Below are 24,318 nucleotides of genomic sequence, written 5' to 3'. Positions count from 1 at the left end.
TGAAGTCTCCATAAAATTAAGGATAACTAAAAGATTCCGTAAACTACACCTAACAGACGTTATTAAATTCGTTATAACTTTATCGTTAGTTCGTTAGTATTTCATAATTAATCAGTTAAAATCAGGCGTTGGCAATCTTGAATTGGGATGGCAACGCAGGGTAATGGAATCAACTGTTAATGAACAGGAAGCTGATTTTCAAGAGGCGGCAAATAACTGGAATCTGGAAAAACTATACATAGACTTAGCTTCTGCCAAAGGTAGAAGCCTGACACCAGTTGAAAAAAAATTCTTGAGAGGCTTACTGTGTGGTTACTCTCCTGCCGAAATTGCAGATACTGTCTACAAAAGTCGCACTTCGAGTGCCGTTAGAGTCTATTTATCCAATGGATTATATAAATATATTCAGGAACTTCTAATTCGTCAGACTGGCGACACAATAAAGATAAAGAACTGGAGCCGCGTTACTAACTTGCTATCCAAAGCAGGATATAAAACTGAATCTGTTAATTTGCCAGAACAAAATCAAAGCGAGACAGAAGAGACGTTACAGTCTACAGTAGTTGCTGATCAGCACCAAGATTGGGAAGAAGTTATAGATGTAGAAGACTTCTATGGTTCTCAAGAAGAACTAGCAACTTTAGAACAGTGGATTGTTAACGACAGCTGCCGCTTGGTGGCGTTGCTAGGCATGGGGGGAATCGGTAAAACTGCTCTTGCTGTAAAGTTGGCAGAACAAATAAGCGAAAACTTTGAGTTTGTCATCTGGCGATCGCTTCGTCATGCGCCATCGATTCAGGATCTGGTGGCTTCTTTGATTCAATTTCTGTCTCAAGGACAAGAAACAGTAGACAGCCTATCGGCAGAAGTGACAATTTCTCGCTTGATGACTTATATCCGAAGTCGCCGCTGTTTACTGATTCTGGATCAAGCTGAAGCGGTTTTATGCAGTGGCAAAAATGCTGGTTATTATAGCTACGAATATCAGGTGTATGGAGAACTATTTCGACGCTTAGGAGAAGAACGCCATCCCAGCTGCTGCATTCTCACCAGCCGGGAAAAACCCAAAGAAATTGCCGCACTCGAAGGCGCAAACCTACCTGTTCGCTGTCTTGAATTGCGGGGTTTGGCAGCATCCAATGCACAAGAACTGTTGCAACTCAAAGGTTTGATTGGCAACCCAGAAGAATGCCGAGTTTTAATTAACCGTTATAGCGGTAATCCGTTAATCCTCAAAATTGTAGCAACGACAATCAAAGATATTTTCAACGGTAATATTACAGACTTTTTATCAAAAGAAATTGTGGTTTTTGGCGATGTCCGCGATTTACTAGATATACATTTTGAGCGCTTATCGAATATAGAAAGAAAAGTAATGTACTGGCTGGCAATTCGTCACAAGTCTGTTTCTGTAGGTGCCTTGCAAGAGGAGATTGCACCAGGAATATCGAAACGGGAACAGATGGAAGCAATTGAATCTTTGCGGAGGCGATCGCTTCTGGAGAAAAACTTAACAAACTTCACGCTGCTACCAGTAGTCAGAGCGTATCTAGCAGAAAAATTAGTTGAGTAGGTTTAGGGAGAAATAACTGCTAAATCTGTTGCTTTCTTAATCAGCCTAGTATTAATTAATCCTCCCAGCGAGGCATAGGAAAATAATTCTTGGAGGAGTCATCAATAGTTAATTTTGGATTTTTGAAAGCTATGAACCTCAACCATCCGGATTTTTGTCTCGCTATGAAGCTCTTAAATGCCGGGAAAGCTGCTTTTGTCGCGCTAATTCGCGAGACTCTTGGCGAACCTGACCCTCCATTGCTGCTTGCTGCAACTTCATAAAGGCTTTGAAATCTTCAAAGCCATACTTCGTGGTTAGAAGTCTCCGCAGTTGCTCCTCGGCTGCGATGGTAAGATAGCCCGTCGTCATAGCCTGTTGGACAACTTCACGGATATTAATCACTTTACTCTTCATGGGTAGCACCCCCAAAAACTTGTCAACCTAAGTGGAATTACTGGGATTTTACGATTTAGCCTTATTAAGCAACAGTAGCATCACTGAATGTAGATTACAGTAATTTAAAGTTAATTTAAAAGAAATTTAAAGTTAACATAAACTTTTCATAAGCGGATATATTAATAACATTGGATTAATTTATAGAAATCCAATGTTATTACTTAAGGCAGAGTCTTAATAAGATTTAGTTGTATTTATTATGACTGGTGCATCTGAAATCAAAAGAGGCAATAGTAACGTTTATTTATCCGGGAGTTTGAAGCAAAAGCTACATGATGAGTTTAAAAAAAGATATAAGCCAAATGGCAACCGGGCCCTAATACAAGACTTTTTAAGCGCGTGGCGGAAACAACTCGATACACCTGAACCATCACGCCAAGCTTTACGAGCTATTTTGGAATCAGAAAGTCGCCACACCTGCGAATATCGGATTGCCAACGGCTTATGTCAACTGTTACTCAACTGTTCATACGATGAATGGATAGACTTATACCAGCAGGTTCAAGACACAACCGATAGGGAGTTAGTAGTTACTCAAAACTGCTCGTTGGCAACTCCTGTTGTCGGATGTTCTTCATCGCAGCCAGAGCTAAAAACGTCAGCCGCTACGCCACAAAATGAGAACTCAAAACGCCAGATAGGGGTATTTATACCAAATACTCGCTGCCGGAGTGTGTGGGGAAGAGATAACTTAATTGAAGAAATATTGCAGCGGATTTGCGATCCGAATGAAGTATCTATCCTCTCGCTTACTGGCAGTCCGGGGTATGGGAAATCGGAAGCTGCGAGTTTTGTTGCCAAAGAAGCACTTAAAAGAAATCTCTTTAGTGATGTGCTATGGGTTACGGCTCGACAAAGCGAATTAGTTGATGGTTATATTAGCTTTGAAAAGCCTTTTAAATCTCTTAGTTGGCAGCAATTTATCAAGGAAATAGCATATCAACTAGCTTGCCCTGTAGAGCAAGTTCACCAGCGTCTTAGAGAAGAAAAGCTGCTACTCGTATTAGACAACGCTGAAACTGCACAAATTGAGAATATTGTGGGGAATCTTGTCAAGATGCTTAACCCCAGCCGAGCGTTGTTAACCAGCAGACTTAGGATAAAACCTCCATACTTAGGATTAATTGAAGTTCCAAGACTTGAAGAAAAATGGTCACACATTTTGTTAGCTGATGAGGCAAAATACAATAATCTAGCGATACTTAGCCAGGCAAGTGATGAACAGTTACATCAATTGCATGAGTTTTCTTGCGGCGCACCGCTAGCACTACATTTTTTGGTGGGGCGTATTTTTCACGTTCGTACACTTGAGCCAGTATTGTCGGAACTTTCAGCAACCAGCCGACCACTTGAAACATTCTATCGCTTCTGTCTGGAGCCAACTTGGCAACGAATCGGTGTGCCAGCACAGACCATACTGCGTTATATAGCTGGGAGCGATGTAAGCGTCAGCAGAGCAGATTTGTCTAGAGATTGGAAGTTCCTGGAAGAAGATTTGGACATAGCGATCGCTGAGCTACGACGATGGTATTTAATTGAAGATTTACAAGATTTGGAGATACACAATCCACGATATAATTTGCATCCTTGGGTGAAAAGCTGTGTGCGGGGTGGATTGGTGGAAAAGTGGCAACCTTCACTACGAAATTTGAAAGAGGTAGTCTTACAAAATTTTGATATATATGGTAATAGGTAATGGGGAAGTAAAAGACCAATTCTATTTTCTGGAGTTGATTGCGAAAGTGTGAAAGCGTAGGCTCTTAGCCGAGGCGAAGCGATCGCTTGTAGAATTTAATATTTATAGATATGGAAAACAATAATCGTCAAGTTAGGGAATCGCTCAAGGGCATCAATATCTATCTGGTGGGGATGATGGGTGCTGGGAAGACCAGCGTAGGGAAATTACTTGCCCAGCAGCTGGGTTACGGTTTTGTGGACACCGATAGCGTAATTGAGAAAGCTGCTGGTAAATCCATTAACGATATTTTTGTCAGTGACGGTGAAGACAGCTTCCGACAGATGGAAAGCAAAGTGCTACAGGAAATGTCAGCTTTTACCAGGTTAGCGATCGCCACTGGCGGCGGCATTATCCTGCGCCTAGAAAATTGGGGCTATCTGCAATACGGTCTAGTAGTGTGGTTAGACGCACCAGTAGAACTTTTAGTCGCCCGTCTGCAAAACGATACCACCCGACCTTTGTTAAAAAACGCTGACCTAGCTACCGAATTGGAAAACCGTTGCCACCAACGCCAGCCGCTCTACGCGCAAGCAGACCTGCAAATCTCCATTAGCCAAGAGCAAACTCCCGAACAAATCGCCAAGCAAATCATAGAAGCGATTCCCACAGTTCTCAAGAAGCGGCCGCAAAGCAATAACGGTCATTAAACCTATCCCTAATTTGATGTAGAATTTACTTAGACTAGAGGTATAAATTATGGTTAGGGATTGAAATATTGAATCTTCAAACAGCTGCAAATAAACGCCTCGCAGAGGCACCTATGTTCTAAACTTCTAAAAACAATAACTAGCCTGATTCTGCCAAGTAATGATCAACGATAGCGAATACATCCTGAAGGCTGAAGCCACGCGGGTGCGAGTGCTAAGCGAAGCACTACCCTACATCCAGCAATTTGCTGGTCGCACCGTTGTCGTCAAATACGGCGGCGCTGCCATGAAAGACAGCTCGCTCAAAGACAAAGTAATCCGCGACATCGTATTCTTATCCTGCGTCGGTTTGCGCCCAGTTGTAGTACATGGCGGTGGCCCGGAAATCAACTCTTGGCTGGATAAGCTGGGAATCGAGCCACAATTTAAAAATGGTCTGCGCGTCACCGATGCTCCCACAATGGATGTTGTGGAAATGGTTTTAGTCGGTCGGGTGAATAAAGAACTCGTCTCCCTGATTAACCGGGCTGGAGGGAATGCTGTAGGACTTTGCGGCAAAGACGGCAATTTATTCAAAGCCCGCCCAGAAGGTGCCGAGGGTATTGGCTTTGTTGGGGAAGTTACCAGTGTAGATACCAAGCTTTTGCAGTCTCTGGTCAATAGCGGTTATATACCCGTAGTGTCCAGCGTTGCGGCAGATGAAACTGGGCAAGCTTATAACATCAACGCTGACACCGTAGCTGGAGAAATTGCGGCGGCTTTGGGTGCAGAGAAGTTGATTTTGCTCACAGATACAGCAGGAATCTTACAGGATTACAAAGACCCATCCACCCTGATTCCCAAGGTAGATATCGGCGAAGCGCGGCGTTTGATTGAGGCTGGTGTAGTCGGCGGGGGAATGATTCCCAAGGTGAAGTGTTGCGTGCGTAGTCTTGCCCAAGGCGTTCACGCTGCACACATCATTGATGGTCGCATTCCCCACGCACTGCTATTAGAAATTTTCACCGACGCTGGTATCGGGTCGATGATTATCGCTTCCGAGTTTATGGCTTGAGGACTGGGGGCTGGGGACTAGGGACTGGGAACTGGGGACTAGGGACTAGGTACTAGGAAGAAGGGACTGGGTAAGAGTCCTTCCAATCCCTAATCCCAATTCCCAATTCCCAATTCTCAATTCCCAGTCCCCAATCCCCAATCCCTAACGAATAATGATCCGCCTTGGCGAAACAAAAGGTCTTTGATATACCCGTGGTCTAATAATCCCTGGGTTAATCGGGCGCAAATGATCAAACCGTGGATTCACTCGGATGAGTGGCGAACTGAAGACTCCCCCATTGACCCTGACAGAAAAGCCCGGATTGACCGGATAGTAACCCGGATAGTAATCCGAATAGTAATTGTTAGAAAAACCCGTTACTGGGTTTACAGGAATCGGACTGGGGATGGGACTGCCGTAAATCCAGTTGCCAGTTGATGGCCGTGGAATTACGTAAGTAGGGCGATTCCGTATAATTACTGAGGGTCTGGCGTTAACGGGTGAATTCGCTCCTGTTAACATGGCGAATCCTAGCGTTAACGGTGCTAACAGGGTAGCAAGGCAAAGCCGATTGAATCCACCTTGAGACAGATTTATTGCTTTGAGCATGGTTTTAGCTCCCGATTTATTGGATAGTAACTTGATATGAAAGCTTGAATTACTTCTTAAGGTACGCCCTGGCAAAGCTAAGTAGATTCCCCTAGCTGATTCACCTGAATGGGTGATATTGGGGGTGGGGATTGGGGATTGGGAAAAAGTCTTACCTAGTCCCTAGTCCCCAGTCCCCAGTCCCCACCCCCTCTGTGATAAAACCCTGGTGAAGGCAAATTATCGCAGTAGTTTTGATTTCAGGATCAACCCCTTCGCTAAAATTTAAAGGGGCTGTCGGCGTTGACGACAAAACTGAAAAAAAGTTCACTCCAGATGACATCGGCAAAGTGAATTCAGAAAACCGAGATATCATTAAAACCCAGTACCAGGCTGGCAAAACGGCATTTGAGCGTGGCGAGTACCGCCAGTCAGTGCAGCATTTGGAAAAGGCGAGTAGCCTTGTGGCTCGTAACTCTCGACTGGGGGGAGAAGTGCAGATTTGGCTGGTGACGGCTTATGAGGCTGCTGGACAAAGGACGGAAGCGATCGCTTTGTTGAAACAGCTGTTTCATCATCCCGATCCAGAAATCAGCAAGCAAAGCCGTCGCCTACTCTACATTATGGAAGCTCCCCAATTAAGTAGGCGTCCAGAATGGTTGAGTGAGATTCCCGACTTAACTGCACTGGCTGAGAGTCAGGCAGAATTTCGGGGCGCTAGCAATGTTAAGCCTGCCAATACTACCCCCCGTAAGCGTCCAGAACCAGAACTGGAACCAGTTGACTTGAGCAAAGTCAATACCCAAGACAATCGTTTTATCTGGGTTGCCCTGATTGCTATCATTTTGACGTTGGGTTCCTTAGCGTGGTGGAGTTTGTAAACCTCCTTTGGAGCGTATTTTTTACGGACGCGAGAAATCGCGTCTTTAGAATCTACACTTGACGCTGCTCTTGTTTAGCTTCTTTTAAACCCTTTTTCCATGACCAGTAAGGAGTTACAGGATTTTCCTTTCTGGCTTTATAAAATTCATCTATTAGTATATCTAGCTTTTGTTTAAGCTCTTGAGGAGAACTCCCAGCGATCGCATCAAAATCTATAAATATTTGGAACTTATCGTTAAGCAGCTGAAACTGATTTCCCGCGTGCCAGTGAGCTTTTGCGCGATCGCTTGGGTCTAAGAAAGTTGATATCGCCGTTAGTATGGCTACTAAAATTGATAACATTCCAGCCAGCATATTACTATCTTGCCATTGTGATAAAGCTGAGGCTCCAGCGATAGCAGAAATAATAGTATTTGGTATTCCTACTATAAATTGCACATAACCCCAAACTGTTGCTGTACTAAAGTGGGCTTTAGATAAAGCAAGAGTATATATTGCCTTTTGTTGTGCTTGGTCTAAAATGCCAAATTTAATATCTTGGTTTTCCAATCGAGTTGAATTAGCCATTCGGTGAAATAAAAATTAATCTATACCTACTAGAATAACTAGAAGTAAAAACGCCTGACGACTAAAGTCAAGGGCGAACAAACGAAGCCCGCGCAACGCAAGCTAATCTATAGCTCGCGTTGTGCGGGCAGTGTCTGTGTAGTCACACGCTGCGAGCGTGTGGGTTTAATTTAAGATGATTATGGGTGAAGCTGGAGGAACTGAGATGGTGACTGATGCGACGGTGGAGCAAATTCTGAAATTGGCAAAGGGGCGAACCGATGCCGCTGAAGTTTACTATCTATCAAGCTCTGACACACCAGTTGAGTTTGAAAACAATCGTTTAAAATCTCTGCAAACCAAAGCCTTGAGAGGGGTAGCGCTGCGGGTGCTGCATAAGGGTAAGTTGGGTTTTGCCAGTTCCACAGACTTGACGCGGCTGGAAGATTTGGTAGATGCTGCCGTGCAAACGTCGGAAATTGGCGATCCCTCTGAGTTTGATTTTGCCAGCGTAATGCAGGTGACAGCACCAGAAACCACCTACACACCACCAGCAACTGAAGAATTAGTGGAAGTAGGCGATCGCTTAATTTCCCAAATCCACGACTATAATCCCGATATCCTGGTAGATGTCGGCTTCCACGTCCGGAAAGGGAACATTAAAATTGCTACCAGTTCTGATGTCTACGCCGAACGCAGCAGCCAAATTGTCAGCGCCAGCCTTTCGGGTAACTTAGTACGCGGGGAAGATTTTCTCCAAATTTACAGCTTCGATGTCGCCCGCGATCGCGTTCCCGACTATAACCGTCTTCTGGAAGATTTGTTGCAAAAGTACGCTCTAGCAGAACAGCCAGCAACAATTGAAAGTGGATCTTTCCCTGTCTTGTTCAACCCCAGAGCCGCCGCAGGTGCCATCGGACGCTTATTTAAAACGGTTCTCTCCGGTCAATCCGTTGTCCAAAAAGCCTCTCCATTGGCAGCTAAACTGGGCGAGAAGCTATTTGACGAGCGTTTAACGTTATTTGAAGATCCCAGCATCGGAGCTTCTGCCTGCGCTTTTGACGATGAAGGTACGCCCACCAGTCGCAAGGTGTTTATCGAGCAAGGCACTGTAGGCGGCTTTTATTGGGATCGTCGTTGGGCTGCACGGGCTGGTTGCGAGTCTACTGGTAACGGTTTCCGGGGTGGTTTGTCTCGTCCTAGCCCAGATTTGGTGAATCTGTGTTTTGCTCCTGGTAAGACTTCTACGGCTGATTTAATTGCCAATATGGATGAAGGGGTAATTGTGGATCAGGTTTTGGGTGCTGGACAGTCGAATCAACTGGCGGGAGAGTTCTCAGTAAACCTGGATTTAGGTTACAAGGTAGAAAAAGGCAAAATTGTCGGTCGGGTGAAGAATACTATGGTGGCTGGTAGTATTTTTGAGGCTTTTAAAAATTTGGTGGATTTAGGAGATACGCCCGAATGGGTTGGCGGCGGTAGTTATTTGCCTTGTATGTTGTTTGAAGGTTTGGGTGTGGCGGCGCGACATGGGTAAATGAAGCGCACAAGGAAGGACGCGAAGAGAACAAAGAGCAAGGAGGAGAAAGAGTGAGGTTAGCTGTGTTGGAATTTGGCGATGTGTTGGCGAGGATGCGGGTTCTCTGGGTGATGCTGTTGGCGGTGCTTTTGCTTTCGGGTTGCGTTCAGTATGATGCTGGGGTGAATTTCGAGAGTCCGAATAAAGGGGAGATTGTACAGCATATTAAGTTGCGGGAACAGCTGACGGCTTTTAGCAGCGAACAGGCGCAGGATTGGTTAAATAGTCTTGAGAGTCGCGCAAAGCAACTTTCTGGGAAAGTTAAGCGCATCTCGAAAGAGGAAGTTATTCTGACGGTTCCGTTTGCTAGTGGTCGGGAGTTGGAGGAGAAGTTTAATGAGTTTTTTAATCCTCCAGTGAAGAAGGGTTCCCAACCTGCGACGGATTTACCAACGATTAAGTCTAATTTGAGTTTGACTCAGGGTAACTTTATTTTCTGGGTGCGAAATCGTTTGAGTTACGATTTGGATTTGCGATCGCTCGGTGTTCTCTCTACTGACGGTAACGTTATAGTTAGTCCCGGTTCGCTGTTTGATTTAGACTTTAGCTTGAAAACTCCTTGGGGTGCTAAGAGTGTTGATAACTCTACCACTGCGATCGCCCCAGTTGTCTCCGATAAAGGGCATGAACTGGTTTGGAAGCTGAATCCAGGCGAGGTAAACCACATCGAAGCTGTGTTCTGGCTTCCTAACCCCCTTGGAATTGGGACGCTGGTTATTATTTTGTTAGTGGTGGCGGGATTCTACTTGAAAGGGAAGAATTCCCCCGGAAGTGGGACGGTTTCTGTGACACCGCCTGCGGTTCCACAAAGTTAGTAGTCGAAAGTTGCAAGACGAACAAAACCCGCCTGCGCCAAATTTTGAAACCTGCGTAGGCGGGTTTAGTGTGAGAATATGCAAATTATGGTAGTGGTAAACAGATAGTGATATTCAATGCTCAAAGCCTTGTACGGTAGGGGTGAAAGTGAATTTATCACTACTTCTATACCACTACCCAAATTATATTTGCCCTTTTTAGATTAAGTTAGGGCAAGGATACTTGCACAGACGATAAAAACTTGGAGAGGCTGGCGACGTGCATTAATAAGGCTATTTCTGCTGAGGAAATGACAGGTAAATTAATCCGTGTCAACCGTCTACAGGGATGAAAATGAAGCGATCGCGTTAACTCAATTTTGCTGTACACTCTAAAATTAACCTTTGATTCTCTAGCGCATAAGGCTGAATTTCCAAAGCTTTTCTAAAAGCTACGATAGCAGCACTGTATTCTTCCAGTGCGAGATAACACAAACCCATACCATGCAGTGCGCCAAAGTGAAATGGAATTAGCTCGACAGCCATTTGACAGTCCTTAAGAGCTTTTTTATAATCCCTGAGAATATAGTAAAGTACGGCTCGTCTATTCCAAGCTTCGGCAAAATCAGGTTGAGCTGCGATGATTTCTCTAAGTAAATCTTCGGCTTTGGCAATCTCTCCTGCTTCAAGTAATGCCTGCGATCGCTGTAAAATTTCAAAACCCGCTACTCCCTTTTGATAAAACCAAATGCGCCAAAGCTCAGCCGTAGCATCATAGCGCACCTTTTCATCAGGGTTTTTCAGGTCTTCTAGTAACGAATTGAGAGAAAATTCATTCATGGATGTCAGCCCCAGTAAGTCACGTTGGCCTGTAATCTTCATATCCTTATGTTTAGCAGCTATCTGTTTCATAGGGGCAACTACTTTTTTAGGAGGAATGACCGTGTTTGCCGGAAAACGACCCACAAATCTAGGTGTACAGTCAGGAAAACTAGCGCCATGTCCTAGTACGCCCAACTGTGTCAACAGCCAAAGCCAGGATAGCGAACATAAAATCGAGCCTCTTGCCTACAACTCTAGCGCCGCACAAGCGATCGCTGATCTCAAGACAGTTATCCAGTCTCTCCCTAAAACCAAAATTGTCGCCGAAACCGACAATTACCTCTACGCGGAATTCACCACCAAACTCATGGGGTTTGTCGATGATGTGGAATTCTATGTCGATGATGCCGCAAAAACCATCCACGTCCGTTCAGCTTCCCGCCTGGGACAGTCTGATTTAGGCGTGAACCGTAAAAGAATAGAGACACTAAGAGCCAAACTCAACGAACTCCGAAGCTAGTAACAACCCCGTCAGAGAAAATTCTGTAACGTTGATTTTGGTTTCCGGTAGGGGCAATGCCATGCCCCTACCGCAATTTTCGATATTTTCTAAGGGTTGTATGAAACCACCCCCCTCCGAGAAGTATTGCGTTACAGGGTGGTTTCATTTTGTAAGTGTTGGGGACAGGGAAAACCTGGCACTTGCATTGCACTAAAGCTGCCCAAGTATTGAATCAGCCTGTCAATGACTGAAAATCCACTGTTGAGAAACGCTCTAACTCAACATTCAAAACTTTTTATGGCTGCGTCTACCTGTTGGAGCAGAAATTCTAAAGTGGAGGAGTTGTCAAGAACGACATCAGCCTTGGCACACTTCTGGTCTATTGGCATCTGGCTGTTTATTCTAAGTTGCGCCTGTTCAAAAGTTAAGCGATCGCGTTGAATCAATCTCTGAATCTGCTGTTGTTGCGAACACCTTACAACCCACACTTCTGTAGACAAATCAGTCATTCCAGCTTCAAACAGCAAAGGCACCACTAATACCACCGTGGGATGTAGATTAAAATTATCAATTGCCTCGACAATGCGATCGCGCACAAAAGGATGAATCTGTTGTTCTAGCCACCGACGTTCCCCAAAGTTGTTAAAAACAACATTACCCAACCGCCCGCGATCTAAGGTTCCATCCGGTAGAAGTATATCTGAACCGTAGCGCTCAACAATCAGATTCAGTATCGTCGAACCAACTTTTACAGCATCTCTTGCATAAACGTCTGCATCCAAAGTCGGCAAATTGTAGGCACTGGCAAGATAATTTGAAACCGTAGTTTTGCCAGTCCCGATGCCCCCAGTTAAACCAATAATCCGCCGTTTATCGTCATTATTCATTAGTTATACTCTCGTTCCCAATCTCTGACGGGGAATGTCGGAGCATGACGCTAGAGCCTCATTTCTTCTTAGCCATTCCCAGAATTGTATTCCCAGTATCTGACTAAAAACGATAATTTTTAATTGTTTTACCATCGCAACTCTGACGCAAACAATTTCACAGCCGCCTCGCTATCCACTGGTCGAGAAAACAAATATCCCTGCCCATAATGACATTCCCGTTTCAATAGTCGCAACTGAGTCAACTGCTGCTCAGTTTCCACACCTTCTGCAACCACTTCCATACCCAGATTGCCAGCCAGCGTTACAATTGTCCAGATAATCTCCCGACTGTGAGCCTCAATGCCGATACCATTGACAAAAGAGCGGTCAATCTTCAAAGTATCTATAGGCCAGCGGTGCAAATAACTTAATGAAGAATAGCCTGTACCAAAGTCATCAATACACAATAGAATATTCCTTGCCTTCAATTGCTCAAGCAAAGCTTTAGCAGAATCGGCATTTTCCATGATGGTACTTTCGGTGATTTCTAACTTCAAAAAACTAGGATCAAGACCAGTTTCCTGCAAAATTTCGTCAATTTGCTCAATTAAACCTGGTTGCCTAAATTGGACACTAGAAAGATTCACGCTGATAGTTAAATCATCCGTAAAATCGGGATATTTCATCTGCCAAACACGCAACTGACGGCAGGCGTCCTCAAGTACCAATGCACCAATGGGGACGATCAGACCAGTATCTTCTGCCACTGGGATAAACTCAGATGGAGAAACCATGCCCCTCGTCGGGTGAAACCAGCGTACAAGAGCCTCAAAACCACTAATTTTCCCTGTAGATAGGGAAACAATTGGCTGATAGTAAAGCTGAAATTCATGGGTAGCGATCGCTCGTCGCAGATCCGTTTCTAACTGCAAACGATCCACCGCACGAGTGTGCATCACCGGATCGAACACAGCATAACCTGCTCTGCCCTGTACCTTGGCGTAATACATCGCCGTATCCGCCGCCCGCAGCAAATCTTGAGGCAGGTCATCATCACTGCTGAGGAGGCAGTAATGAGGATTAACCGAGGACAAAGAGGAAACCGAAGAACTTCCTGGTGTCTCACTTGTTAATGTTTTTATATCAGTTTTACTCAGAGCAATTCCGATACTGGTAGTTGTGAACACCTCGCGCCCATTCAGTTTAAAAGGCTCCCCCAACTTCCGGTGGATCTGCTGGGCAATGCGAATAGCATCACCTACATCGTGAATATCGTCCAGCAGAATAGCAAACTCGTCTCTTCCCATCCGGGCTAGCGTGTCACTAGCACTCAGACAGCTTGATAGCTTGCCAGCCGTAGCAATCAGCAGTTGGTCGCCTACCAAGTGTCCCATACTGTATTTGACCATCTGAAAGCGATCCAAATCCAGAAACAAGACAGCAAATAAACTCTCTGGGTGTTCTTTGCCACGCTCTATGCGACTTGCCAAACGATCTAGAAACAATTTTCGGTTAGGCAAGCCACACAGGGAATCATAAAAAGCATGGTATCGCAGCTGTTCCTCGGCAAGCTTGGCGTGGGTAATATTGTGGCAGTTGACTACAATCCCAGCTACTGCTGGATCGTTCAGTAAGTTAGTAGTGACAGCCTCAAAAACGCACCAAGAACCGTTGGTATGTCGAACGTGATACTCAGGTAGTCGGTGACTAACGCTGGGATTTTCCATAGCACGTTCAAATGTTTGATTAACCAGAGTTATATCCTCTGGGTGAACAAACTTTACAGCGCTTTTGCCAATCACCCTAGCTGGTGAATATCCTAAAATTCGCTCAACAGAAGGGCTAACATATTGTGAAACACCATTTTCATCAACAATCAGAATAATGTCGGTGGCGTTTTCGATTAACGCTCGAAATCGTTGTTCGCTTTCTTGTAGGGATGCGATTAATCGTGTCTTTTCCGCCTCAGTCTGCCGCTTATGGTCGCGCATTTGTTTCGCTTGCAGCGCCTGCGATACCGCCGCCCCCAGTCGCACTAATCTATCTTTAAGCAGGTAATCAGCTGCGCCGTGTTTCATGCACTCTACTACCACTTCTTCGCTAACTGTGCCAGTAACGACTATGAAGGGAATGTCTAGATTGCGCGATCGCAAAAGTTCCAGCGCCCTGAGAGCATCAAATTGAGGCAAGGTGTAATCAGCCAGAATCAAGTCAAGATCGGGATGCAATTGGGCCAGGTAGTCGGCTTCTGTATCTACGCGCTGCCAATCTGGTTTAAAACCAGCCCAACGCAGTTCGTGCAGAGTCAGTTCAGTATCGGTTGGTGAGTCTTCAAGCAGTAAAACTTTCAGCGGAACTGACATGATGGCCTTCTGTTGATAAGAATGTCTGAGTTTTGACGTTTGCGGCCTGATGTCTGAGTTCTGAAGTGATGTATGCAAATTCATGGTTAAGATTTCACTCGTTATAGCCTTTGTGCTTCTGACAGTACAATATGGTTTTAGGTTTGTCGGCTCGGCAATTTCTAAAATTTTGTACTGTATTCGATTTTAATAATCCAAAATCTTTGCCTTGAAAATGGTATACGCCCTGACTTTTAGAATGGCGACTGGTTCAACACTAGCCAGTACAACCCCAACTGCCTCACAGCTTCAGTGAACTGTTCAAAGTCTACAGGCTTGACGATGTAACTGTTGACACCGAGTTGGTAACTATCCACCATGTCGCACTCTTCACAGGATGAGGTAAGTATTACTACTGGAATTTTACGGGTTTGGGGGTCGGATTTGATGGTCTGCAAAACTTCTAAACCATCAATTTTGGGGAGTTTTAAGTCAAGCAGAATCAGTTTGGGGTTGTTGTTAAGGTTGCGGTCTGCAAAGGTGCCTTTACAGAAAATGAAGTTTAGCGCCTCCTCGCCGTCGCGGGCGATGTGGATGTGATTGGAGATTTTGTTTCTCCGCAGGGCCAAAAGTGCGAGTTCCACATCGTTAGGGTTGTCTTCGACTAGCAAGATTTCCTTTGGGTTCTCAATTGTGGCCATTAGCACCTGTAAGGGTAAAGTAAAAAATTGTACCTTCGTTGACTGCTGATTCAGCCCAGATGCGTCCGCCGTGGCGGTGGATGATGCGTTGTACGATCGCTAAACCTACCCCGGTTCCTTCATATTCTTCTGCACGGTGTAGCCGTTGGAAGACACCAAAGAGTTTATGGGCGTAGCGCATATCAAAGCCTGCACCGTTGTCTTTGATGAAATAAACATCATTAGTTATTAGTTCTTGGGTATTAGTTAATGACTGACCGTTATAGCCAATTTCAATTTGGGCGATTTCGCGATCGCGTGTAAATTTGAAGGCGTTGGAAAGTAAGTTGATAAAAACTTGCTTGAGTAAGGCTGGATCTCCCTGGCAAATGGGGAGTTCGCCAATTGTAATTTCAATATTACGGTTTTGTTGTTCTTGGTCTAGTTCTGCGAGTACCTGACGCACTATGTGGAGAATAGTTACTGGCTGTTTTCTTAGCGGTTGGCGCGACAGCCGGGAGAAACTGAGCAAATCATCTATTAAGTCGCCCATTTTCTGGGCGTTGTCCTGCACCAGTTGCAGATAGCGTTGGGCTTCGGGATCGAGTTGATCGCTATAATCTTCCTGCAAGATCCGCGAGAAACCGTTGATGGCACGCAGAGGACTACGCAAGTCATGAGAGACAGAATAGCAGAAAGCTTCTAGCTCTTTATTAGCTGCTTCTAATTGGGCGGTGCGTTCGATGACTCTTTTTTCCAATTCGGCGTTTAGCTGGCTAATTGCTTCTTGGGAAAGCACTTTTTCTGTAATATCGGTGCAGGTGCCAATCCACTCGCGAATTTCACCTTCTTCTGATAATAAGGGAACGCCACGGACATTGAAGTATCGATAATCACCATCGGCACCCCGCAGACGAAACTCGGTGTTATAGATACTTTTGGTTTGGATGACTTGAAACCACTCTTGGGAAGCGCGATCGCGCTCGTCGGGATGAACGGCTTCTAGCCAGCCCCAGCCCTTGATCTCGGCTTCAGATTGACCAGTATAAGCTGTCCAATCAGCTTGCTCGGTAATCATCTCACCTTGACCGTTGGTAGCCCAGACTATCTGCGAGGTGGCGCGTGCCAGAGAACGATAGCGCTCCTCACTCTGACGCAATCCTTCCTCAGCCCGCTTCTGGTCGTCAATGTCCGTAGAAGTCCCAAACCACTTGATAATATTGCCATTGCGATCGCGCAATGGTAACGCCCAACCGAGGTGCCAGCGATATTTTCCGTCAGATGCTCTCTTGAAGCGATATTCAATTTTATAAGGTTCGCCCGTCTGCACTGCATGATTCCAAGTGTCGAGACAATTTTGTACGTCGTCCGGATGCAGCACAGGTTGCCATCCCCACCCCTGAGTTTCCTCCAGCGTCATTCCTGTATAGTCAAACCAGCGCTGGTTGTAGTAATCTAGAAAGCCGTCCGGCTGTCCAGTCCAGACGATCTGCGGCATTGCGTCTGCTAGAAGGCGATAGCGTTGTTCGCTGGCTTGGGTGTCTGTACGCGCCTGCTGCTCAAGTACCAAAAGTTCGGCTAGTGCTTTTTCCAGCTGTCTGCGCTCTGTCAAGTCAACTGCAAAGCAGCCAACCCGATCTGTATAGTCGTCCAAAAGTGCCATGCCGAATAGAATGGGGACGCAACTGCCATCTTTGCGAGTGTATTCTTGCTCGAAAGGGGTACAAGAGCCAGATTTTCTAATTTCTGCGATCGCTCGTTCATTCAGAGAGCGACATTCTAGGGGGATCAATACGTCCCAATGCACTCTACCTGCAAGAAGCTCCTCCCGCGTGTAGCCGACCATCGACAGAAAAGCGTTGTTAGCTTCGGCGATATTACCGTTAATATCCCCAAAAAATACCCCAAACATATTCGACTCAGCCAACCGCCTAAACCGGGCTTCGCTTTCTCGCAACGCCTCCAAAGACTGCTGGCGCTCAATCGCAATTCCTGCCATTTGCGTTGCTACTGCGATCAGTTGCAAATCTTCGGCACTGGGGGGGCGAACTTTGCGGTAATACATGGCGAAAGTCCCCAGTATCTTGCCATTGGTGGAAAATATTGGCATCGACCAACAGCTTCGCAATCCATTAGATAATGCCAAATCGCGAAATTCTGTCCACAAGGGATCGTTTTCGATGTCCGAAACGATAACTGGTTTACCAAAATACGCCGCCGAACCGCAGCAACCAACATTAGGAGCGATCGCTATTCCATTTATTGCCTGAGTGTAGCTGCCTGGAAGACTAGGAGCGGCTCCATTCAGCAATTTTGTCCCACTTTTGTCAACAAGCAGGATCGCGCTAATCCCTTCACCAGACTGTTCCTCGATAAACTGCGCCAAAGCTTCCAGCACCTGAAGGAGTGGCACTCCCGTGGCAATCATTTCTAGTAAACGTTTTTGTCCGGCTATCAGCGCTTCCGCTTGCTTGGCAAGAGTTATGTCACGAGCGATACCACGATAACCTTGAAAAACACCTTGATGGTCGAAGACTGGAGAACCGCTGGTTCCGAATATAACTTGATGACCATCTTTGTGAAGTAACGTTTTTTCCAGTTCTGAGAACGGTTGTCTGAGTGAGGTAAAGTAATCCATCAATTGAGCAAATCGCTCAGCCTCTGACGGTTCCATCAACTCAAAAAGCCTCTTTCCCAGAATCTCGGCTGGCTCGTAACCCAGAATATCTTTTACTTTCGGGTTGACGTAAGTATAGGCATTGTTAATATCTTTTTCCCACACCCAGTCGTTAGTATTTTCGACTATATTGCGGAATCTTTCTTCACTTTCTCGCAAGGCTTCTTCAGCATTTTTGCGTTCAGTAATATCGCGAGAATTGACAACAATACCACCTACAGCCGGGTCAGCAAAGAGGTTAGTGCATCTTGATGATAAATAGCGCCAATATCCGTTTTTATGTTGATATCTGTATTCTATCGATACGGCTAAGCCAGGGTTTTCAATTAAGTTGTGCAAATTATTTTTAACATACTTAATTTTTTCAGGATCAACATAATCGAAATATCTCTTACCAATTAATTCCTCTGATTTATATCCCAAAATTATCTCAACAGAGGGACTTTGATACTGCATTACGCCATCAGCATCAATAATAGTGATGATGTCTGAGCTATTTTGAATTAGCGAACGGAATTTAGCCTCACTGGCTGCAAGTGCTGCTTCTCCAAGCTTGCGATCGCTTATATCTGTGTGCGAACCACTCATCCGCACGGGATTACCTGTTTCATCCCACAGCGCCTGACCGCGATTTAAAATCCATTTATAAGTGCCGTCTTTGCACCTTAGGCGATACTCGGTGACGTAAAATGGTATTTTCTTATCCAAATGATCTTGGCAAAGCTGTAGCATCCAGTCAACATCATCTGGATGTACCCGACCGATCCATTCATCAAAATGGTTGGCAATTTCATCATTTTCATAATCTAGCATTTCCTTCCATCTAGCTGAAAAGAAAACTTGATTAGTTTTGATATTCCAGTCCCAAATTCCATCATTATTGCCGCGCAATGCTAGATGCCAGCGTTCTTCACTTTCCCTTAAAGCTGACTCCGCGATTTTCCGCTGGGTGATGTCGGTGAGGCTGCCACTGGTGCCATTAATTCTACCATCGGAACCTAGAGTTAATTGGGCGGTTACTTCCAGGTAACAATGTCTACCATCTTTGGTAATATATCTTCCCTGATTGTGAAAAGATTCTTTTGCCTGTGAAATTAAGGAAGAAAATTCTTGTAAGTTGCGATCGCGCTCTTCGGGATGAATATAATCTAAAAAATTCTTCCCAATGCTTTCTTCAATAGTAAAGCCAGTAAGTTGTGTCCACGCAGGATTGAGAAATGTCCAATGTCCAGCTTCATCGGTTTGAAATAGCACTTGTGGCAGACTATTAACCAGTGAACGATACTTTTTCTCACTTTTTCGCAAAGCTGCTTCTGCTGATTCGCGTTCTTTAAAAGAGTTTTCCAACGATGCCGCCATCGTGTCAAAGGCATAAGCTAACTGGTTGAATTCTCCGCTAGCATAAGCCAAGCCAGTCCGGACGCTCAAATCGCCTTTGGCGAGGCGGTGCGTTGCCTTTATTAGCGCTTTTACCCGCCGCAATATAAATACGTCGCTGCCTATCCAGGTGGCAATGACTACGAATACCGCAATTAACCCTAAAGTAAATAAGTTTCTCTTCAGCCTTCCTTGAGCCTCAGCATAGGCAACAGTTTTAGGAATGCCAATGGTTAGGTAAATGCTACAGCGATCGCTGCTATTTGTACAAACACCAGAAAGCGGCGCAAAGGCATACAAGCGCGATATACCATCCAAGCCAATAGATTCAACGGTGCCTGTCTTTTGTGTTTTGAGAATAGTTTTGACTAACGGTACTTCTGGCGCAGACTGCCCAATCCATTTTTCTGGGTTGGGGTAGCGGGCTAAAATTGTCCCGTTGCTGTCAATAACGGTAAAAGTCGATCCGGGCGGCAGATGGGAAGTGTTAACTAATTGACTTAGCGATCGCAAATCCAGGGCGGCATAAACTACCCCTGTCACTTGTCTTTTCTCGTCAAGTAGAGGATAGCTGAAAACCAGCCCTGGTCTGCCTGTAATCTGACCAATTTGATAATCACCAGTAGCGAAGTTACGCTCTTTGAAAGTACGCACAAACCACGGGCGATTTCCTAAGTTAATTGGCTTTTTAAAAGGAAGAGCGCTGCAAAATACATCGCCATCGGCTTCTACAACACCCAAATTGCCATAGCCTGGATATTTTTGCCGCAGAGAAGCCAAAAACTTACTACACAGTTTGGCATCCTGCTGGCGTACTTCGGGAAGTTGCGCCAGTACAGTAAGTAGTTGGCGGGTATTCTCAATTAAGCGCTCTTGATTGTCGGTAGCGAGCCTGTTCAGCCGCAGGGCATTTTTCTTGGCTTCAACTTTTTCCAGATGACGATCTTCCAAGTGTGTGTAGAGCGTCAGCCCAAACGCTGGAATGACAGCCAGCAGAACCAGCAGCAGCAGGCGCGATCGCAGTGAAGTTGCGTATGCGTTACCTATTCCCAGCCGGCTCGTCATCGTCCCCAACCTGGATGCTGCCGTATCCCTGATAACATTTAACGATCTTAAAAGTGATCGCATAGGCTACTTCATCCCCTAAACCTTTTCCGCTGAAGGAGCAAGATGAAAAAACTAATATTTTGTATTAGTTAATACTATTTCCATGCTTTTTTCTTCAGGTGTTCTGTGCAGGTAGCACGACTACCCCAAAAGTTAACAAAATTTCCTTAACAGTGGCAAGATTAAGAGTTGTTTAAGAATTATTCCTTAACACTGTAGTCCACTCTAGTAGCGCTTCCAGCAGCCCATCTAAAGTGTATTCTGGCGCTTCCACATCAACTCGTCCCAAAAGCTCCTGACAAGTTTTTGAGGTTTGAGGGCCAATTGAGGCGATGCAGACATTCTGGAGCGGCAATTCATCAATTTCGCCTACTAATTGACAAAAATGTTGCACAGTTTTAGAACTGGCAAAGGTAATTATATCGACTTGCTGCTGCTGTAGTGCCTGGAGAGCTTGGGGAGAAATTGCTTTTGGACACCGAGACTGATATGCCGCCACTTCTACCACTTCTGCACCCAAAGAGCGTAGTTCCGACACTAAAACTTCTCTTCCACCTGTTTCGACTCTGGGAAACAGAACTTTTTTCTCGAAGAGATTTTCTGGAAAGTTTTCTACGAGGGAATCTGCCACAAAGTCTGGGGGAATAAAATCTGGGTTGATACCTCGCTGTTTTAAACTTTGGGCGGTTTTCTTGCCGACTACAGCAATTTTTACCCCTGCTAAGGCACGAGCATCTTTATTTTGTGCTTCTAGGCGTTCAAAGAAGTAATCAACGCCGTTAGTGGAAGTGAGAATTAACCACGAGTAGTCAGTAATTTGCGCGATCGCATTATCCAAAGCCTCCCAGTTGGAAGGCGGCACAATTTCCAGAGTAGGCATTTCGATTACTGTTGCGCCTTGTTGTTGCAAGCGATCGCAAAACTCACTTGCTTGTCCGGTTGCTCGCGTCACCAAGATAGTTTTACCAAACATAGGAATGGAGGATTGAGGATTAGGGATTGGGGCTTGGGAATTGGTAATTCCTTTTGGTTGGGGGGATCGCCTTGTGTCTTCTTCAGGCGATCGCAAATATTCTCTCAAGCCAACTACCTCCCCAATTACAATTACTGTGGGAGAAAGAGATTCACCCTTGGTTTTCTCCACAATATTGCCCAAAGTCCCTATCCAGATTTTTTGTTCAGCAGTTCCCGCCCAACGAATAACGGCGACTGGTGTAGAATGCGATCGCCCATATCGCTGCAACTGATGGACAATTTCACCTAAATTGCGTCCGCCCATCAATATTTCTAGCGTCTGCATCCCGGAGAGTGTCTTCCAGTCTAAGGCTTCTGGTTCATGGGCTGTCACTACGGCAAAACCTCGACTCATCACCGGATCTGTCAGCGGAATTCCTGCTAGTAAAGGTGCTGCTAAAGCTGAGGAAATTCCCGGCACAATTTCAAATGGACACCGGGCGGCAATTAATGCTTGAATTTCGGAACTACAGCGCCCAAAAATAAACGGATCGCCTGACTTTAGACGCACAACGGCTTTACCTTCTTGACATTTTTCCACCAGCAGTTGGTTAATTTCTGCTTGCGGTGTACTAGGTTTTCCTCCCCGCTTGCCCATATCCAGCTTCTGGCAATCATCTGGCACCAGTTGCAACAGTTGCTCATCGATGAGCGCATCGTAAACTAAAACTTCTGCCTCACAAAGCAGTTGTTGCGCTTGCACGGTGAGGTAAGCAACATTTCCTGGCCCCGCGCCTACAAGATATACTTTGCCGATATGCTCAGTCATATCAATTTTAGATTTTGAATTTTGGATTTAAGCTGGACGACTAAAGTTAAGGGCGAACAGACAAAGCTTGTACAACGCAAGGCTACACATATAAAGCCTGATAAGAGCAGGCTTTATATGTGTAGCCTCACCCTTCACGGTGTGGGCGTGTTTAGTTTAATTTGCTCGATTAAGTCTTCGAGCTGTTTTTGCTCTGGGGACGGTGCTTTATATAATTCTCTAGCTTTTTGCAAATTTGCGATCGCTTCTTCTAACTTATTTTGCTTCATCAAAGCGTCTCCCAACCTCAAATAAGCATCTATATTTTTGGGCGATCTCTCCGTCAGTTCCCGAAACACAGGCGTAGCCTCATCAAGTTTGTTTTGCGCCATCAGCGAATTTCCCAAAAACAACCGAGCCATATCATTAGTACGGTGTCGTTCCATCACCCGGCGAAAATTTGCCTCGGCGCTTGCAAAATCTTTTTGTTTATAAAGATTTACTCCTTTTTCAAATATATTTGATGTAGTAATTGTCTCCCAAATAAAATAACCAAGTCCGGTTAAAATAATACCAACCACAGCCGTAGCAATAAAATAAATTGTTTGATTTTCGCCCATTTTTTCCTCACTTTATACTTTAATTTGTAAGATTGTAATTAAACAAATTTGGATGGATGGCGCTTAATTTTTGCCTTGCGAGCAAGCGCGGAACTAAAGTTCCGGCTGAAATATCAAGTCCATGTCAACGCCCTCAAATGCTTGCTTGGTATTGATTTTAACCCGTTTTAACGGGTTTAAGCTATGAGCCGGAAATAAATTTCACGGCTCATCTGTATGTATGTTGGGTTTCGCTACGCGGACTAAAAAGCGTTGTGTAACGCGCCATTATCAGGCAGTGTTTTTCTTACGCCAAAAGACAGGCGGCGGGAAAAATTAGATATTCCAAGAAAAACAGTTTCCAGATAAATTGATAGAAGGATGCGATCGCTACCTTATCTTGTAAATCAACCCTTGTGCTGCGCCACCACAGCAAGGCTAGTGCTAATAAATGAGTAATGACTACAAAGGTGGCGTTTAGCAAAGGAAGCTTCACCACGCCCGCTAAAATCATCCCGACGTAACATACAGTTATTACCCAGAGAGAGAGATTAAATACAGCAGCTTTACCCAACTGGATTGTAAAAGTGGTGATATTGTACTGCTTGTCGCCTTCCATGTCGGGGATGTCTTTAAAGATAGCGATCGCAAACGTAAACACCAATACAAACAAGGTTAGCGCCCAGACTGGTATGGGAATCACTTGTTCTTTTTGCAACACCCAGCTGAAGTGTAAAAACAGCCCTAAATTAACAATTACCCCCCGCACAGTGAAAATACACAACGCTGCCCAAAATGGAAACCGCTTTAATCGAATTGGCGGTAAAGAATAAGCTGTGCCAATTGCTAAACTAATGCTCACTGTCAAAAGTAAATATTGCCCCAGCAGCAGCGAAGAAAGCAACGCTACAGTACCGCTAAGAGCGATAATTATTACAGCTTGTCGCCGGGAAAATTCACCGGCTGCGATGGGCAAATGGGGTTTGTTAATTTTGTCAATTTCTACATCTTCCAGCTGATTTAACCCCACAATGTAAATATTGCCCCCCAAACACGCAATCCAACTTCCCAACAGTTGCACCACGCTATCGCCGATGACGCTAGTGGTGCTGAGAGCGATCGCCATCAAGTACAATGCCACCACACTTAAGCTAGTGCCAATGATCGTATGGGGTCGCGAAAACTTCCAAAAGGCATACAGCCAGGGAACACGTTGCTGAACTGGATGGGACTGAGAAGGATTAATTTGGGGCCCGGAAGGCTTTTGAGGAGATATCACAGAGAGTAAGTGCCTGAATTAATGCTCAGGCTTGATTTTAAGCAATTTTTGCTACCAAAGTTATTACTTATTCAATCTGCAACTTTCAAAAAGCCCCTTATTCAGAACATAGGTTAGGCCCCGTGGAACCTCACTTGACAAATGCTTATGCGTATTGGGTTTCATCCCTCAACCCTACCTACAGTAGGGGCATGGCATTGCCATGCCCCTACAAAATGTCGCAATTTTCGACATTTTCTAAGGGTTGTATGAAACCACCCTGCCCAATCCCCGTAAGAGGATGTCTGAAAAGTCATAATCGAGACGCTTAGATGGTGGAGATCCCCCTTGCATCCCAGGGCTGATTCATTGGTGAGAGAAAAAAGAGCATGAAGAAAATGGAGAGGTAGTCGTTGTCTACGTTAGTGTAATGAGCTTGATAGCGCATCTGCAACAAATTCGAGATTTCCGCACCCAACCCCGTTATCCGTTGTGGGTAGTA

At 45.1% G+C, this 24,318-nt stretch carries 19 protein-coding genes; 8 read left to right on the top strand and 11 right to left on the bottom strand.

Going from position 1 to position 24,318, the window contains the following annotated elements:
• Positions 1 to 163: 163 nt before the first annotated feature.
• A complete protein-coding gene (locus tag H6F63_RS16620; RefSeq protein WP_190638672.1) occupies positions 164 to 1,573 on the top strand; it encodes an NB-ARC domain-containing protein in 1,410 nt (469 codons plus the stop codon).
• Between the two features lie 162 nt (positions 1,574 to 1,735).
• On the opposite strand, the gene H6F63_RS16615 is transcribed toward H6F63_RS16620, so the two are convergent.
• Complete coding sequence (locus H6F63_RS16615; protein WP_190425697.1) at positions 1,736 to 1,957, bottom strand: hypothetical protein; 222 nt, start codon at positions 1,955 to 1,957, stop codon at positions 1,736 to 1,738.
• 253 nt (positions 1,958 to 2,210) lie between these two features.
• On the opposite strand from H6F63_RS16615, the gene H6F63_RS16610 reads away from it, so the two are divergent.
• The 3 genes from H6F63_RS16610 to argB all read left to right on the top strand — a co-directional run bounded on the left by H6F63_RS16610 (position 2,211) and on the right by argB (position 5,450).
• Positions 2,211 to 3,707: an NB-ARC domain-containing protein gene (locus H6F63_RS16610; protein WP_190638671.1), complete on the top strand. Its 1,497-nt coding sequence runs from the start codon at positions 2,211 to 2,213 to the stop codon at positions 3,705 to 3,707.
• A 110-nt stretch (positions 3,708 to 3,817) separates the two neighbouring features.
• Positions 3,818 to 4,396 (top strand): shikimate kinase, encoded by a 579-nt coding sequence (locus H6F63_RS16605; RefSeq protein ID WP_190638670.1) that lies wholly within the window; start codon positions 3,818 to 3,820, stop codon positions 4,394 to 4,396.
• Positions 4,397 to 4,556: 160 nt separating this feature from the next.
• Complete coding sequence (gene argB / locus H6F63_RS16600; RefSeq protein ID WP_190425558.1) at positions 4,557 to 5,450, top strand: acetylglutamate kinase; 894 nt, start codon at positions 4,557 to 4,559, stop codon at positions 5,448 to 5,450.
• 144 nt (positions 5,451 to 5,594) lie between these two features.
• Here argB and H6F63_RS16595 read toward each other — a convergent pair whose 3' ends face one another.
• A complete protein-coding gene (locus H6F63_RS16595; RefSeq protein ID WP_190638669.1) occupies positions 5,595 to 6,041 on the bottom strand; it encodes a hypothetical protein in 447 nt (148 codons plus the stop codon).
• 329 nt (positions 6,042 to 6,370) lie between these two features.
• Here H6F63_RS16595 and H6F63_RS16590 point away from each other — a divergent pair, with 329 nt between their 5' ends.
• Positions 6,371 to 6,901 (top strand): hypothetical protein, encoded by a 531-nt coding sequence (locus H6F63_RS16590; RefSeq protein WP_190638727.1) that lies wholly within the window; start codon positions 6,371 to 6,373, stop codon positions 6,899 to 6,901.
• 52 nt (positions 6,902 to 6,953) lie between these two features.
• On the opposite strand, the gene H6F63_RS16585 is transcribed toward H6F63_RS16590, so the two are convergent.
• Positions 6,954 to 7,469, bottom strand: coding sequence for an SLATT domain-containing protein (locus tag H6F63_RS16585; RefSeq protein WP_190638668.1), 516 nt, complete (start codon positions 7,467 to 7,469; stop codon positions 6,954 to 6,956).
• A gap of 208 nt (positions 7,470 to 7,677) precedes the next feature.
• On the opposite strand from H6F63_RS16585, the gene H6F63_RS16580 reads away from it, so the two are divergent.
• Positions 7,678 to 8,985: a metallopeptidase TldD-related protein gene (locus H6F63_RS16580; RefSeq protein WP_190638726.1), complete on the top strand. Its 1,308-nt coding sequence runs from the start codon at positions 7,678 to 7,680 to the stop codon at positions 8,983 to 8,985.
• A 53-nt stretch (positions 8,986 to 9,038) separates the two neighbouring features.
• Positions 9,039 to 9,842 carry a DUF3153 domain-containing protein gene (locus H6F63_RS16575; RefSeq protein WP_347276804.1) on the top strand — a complete coding sequence of 268 codons (804 nt, stop codon included), beginning with the start codon at positions 9,039 to 9,041 and terminating at the stop codon, positions 9,840 to 9,842.
• Between the two features lie 348 nt (positions 9,843 to 10,190).
• Here H6F63_RS16575 and H6F63_RS16570 read toward each other — a convergent pair whose 3' ends face one another.
• A complete protein-coding gene (locus tag H6F63_RS16570) occupies positions 10,191 to 10,661 on the bottom strand; it encodes a tetratricopeptide repeat protein (protein WP_190638724.1) in 471 nt (156 codons plus the stop codon).
• A gap of 97 nt (positions 10,662 to 10,758) precedes the next feature.
• Here H6F63_RS16570 and H6F63_RS16565 point away from each other — a divergent pair, with 97 nt between their 5' ends.
• Complete coding sequence (locus tag H6F63_RS16565; protein ID WP_190638667.1) at positions 10,759 to 11,163, top strand: DUF1499 domain-containing protein; 405 nt, start codon at positions 10,759 to 10,761, stop codon at positions 11,161 to 11,163.
• A 260-nt stretch (positions 11,164 to 11,423) separates the two neighbouring features.
• On the opposite strand, the gene coaE is transcribed toward H6F63_RS16565, so the two are convergent.
• The 7 genes from coaE to H6F63_RS16530 form a co-directional block, all read right to left on the bottom strand.
• Entirely contained in the window at positions 11,424 to 12,032 is a 609-nt protein-coding gene (coaE, locus tag H6F63_RS16560; RefSeq protein WP_190638666.1) for a dephospho-CoA kinase, read from the bottom strand.
• Between the two features lie 128 nt (positions 12,033 to 12,160).
• Positions 12,161 to 14,377 (bottom strand): EAL domain-containing protein, encoded by a 2,217-nt coding sequence (locus tag H6F63_RS16555; protein WP_190638665.1) that lies wholly within the window; start codon positions 14,375 to 14,377, stop codon positions 12,161 to 12,163.
• A gap of 233 nt (positions 14,378 to 14,610) precedes the next feature.
• A complete protein-coding gene (locus H6F63_RS16550; protein WP_190638664.1) occupies positions 14,611 to 15,057 on the bottom strand; it encodes a response regulator in 447 nt (148 codons plus the stop codon).
• Entirely contained in the window at positions 15,044 to 20,155 is a 5,112-nt protein-coding gene (locus tag H6F63_RS16545; RefSeq protein WP_190638663.1) for a PAS domain S-box protein, read from the bottom strand. The genes H6F63_RS16550 and H6F63_RS16545 overlap by 14 nt, the downstream gene beginning before the upstream one ends.
• A 235-nt stretch (positions 20,156 to 20,390) precedes the next feature.
• The gene (cobA, locus tag H6F63_RS16540; RefSeq protein ID WP_190638662.1) at positions 20,391 to 21,980 is read right to left on the bottom strand and encodes a uroporphyrinogen-III C-methyltransferase; all 1,590 of its coding nucleotides are present in this window, start codon (positions 21,978 to 21,980) and stop codon (positions 20,391 to 20,393) included.
• A gap of 134 nt (positions 21,981 to 22,114) precedes the next feature.
• A complete protein-coding gene (locus H6F63_RS16535; protein WP_190638661.1) occupies positions 22,115 to 22,579 on the bottom strand; it encodes a tetratricopeptide repeat protein in 465 nt (154 codons plus the stop codon).
• Between the two features lie 286 nt (positions 22,580 to 22,865).
• Positions 22,866 to 23,804: a homogentisate phytyltransferase gene (locus H6F63_RS16530; RefSeq protein WP_347276805.1), complete on the bottom strand. Its 939-nt coding sequence runs from the start codon at positions 23,802 to 23,804 to the stop codon at positions 22,866 to 22,868.
• Between the last annotated feature and the right edge of the window lie 514 nt (positions 23,805 to 24,318).

Origin of the sequence: Trichocoleus sp. FACHB-40, assembly GCF_014695915.1 — a bacterium.
Classification (GTDB): domain Bacteria; phylum Cyanobacteriota; class Cyanobacteriia; order Cyanobacteriales; family FACHB-T130; genus Funiculus; species Funiculus sociatus.
Note: the sequence above shows the minus strand (reverse complement) of the source record. Positions and strands in the feature narration are given on the sequence as shown.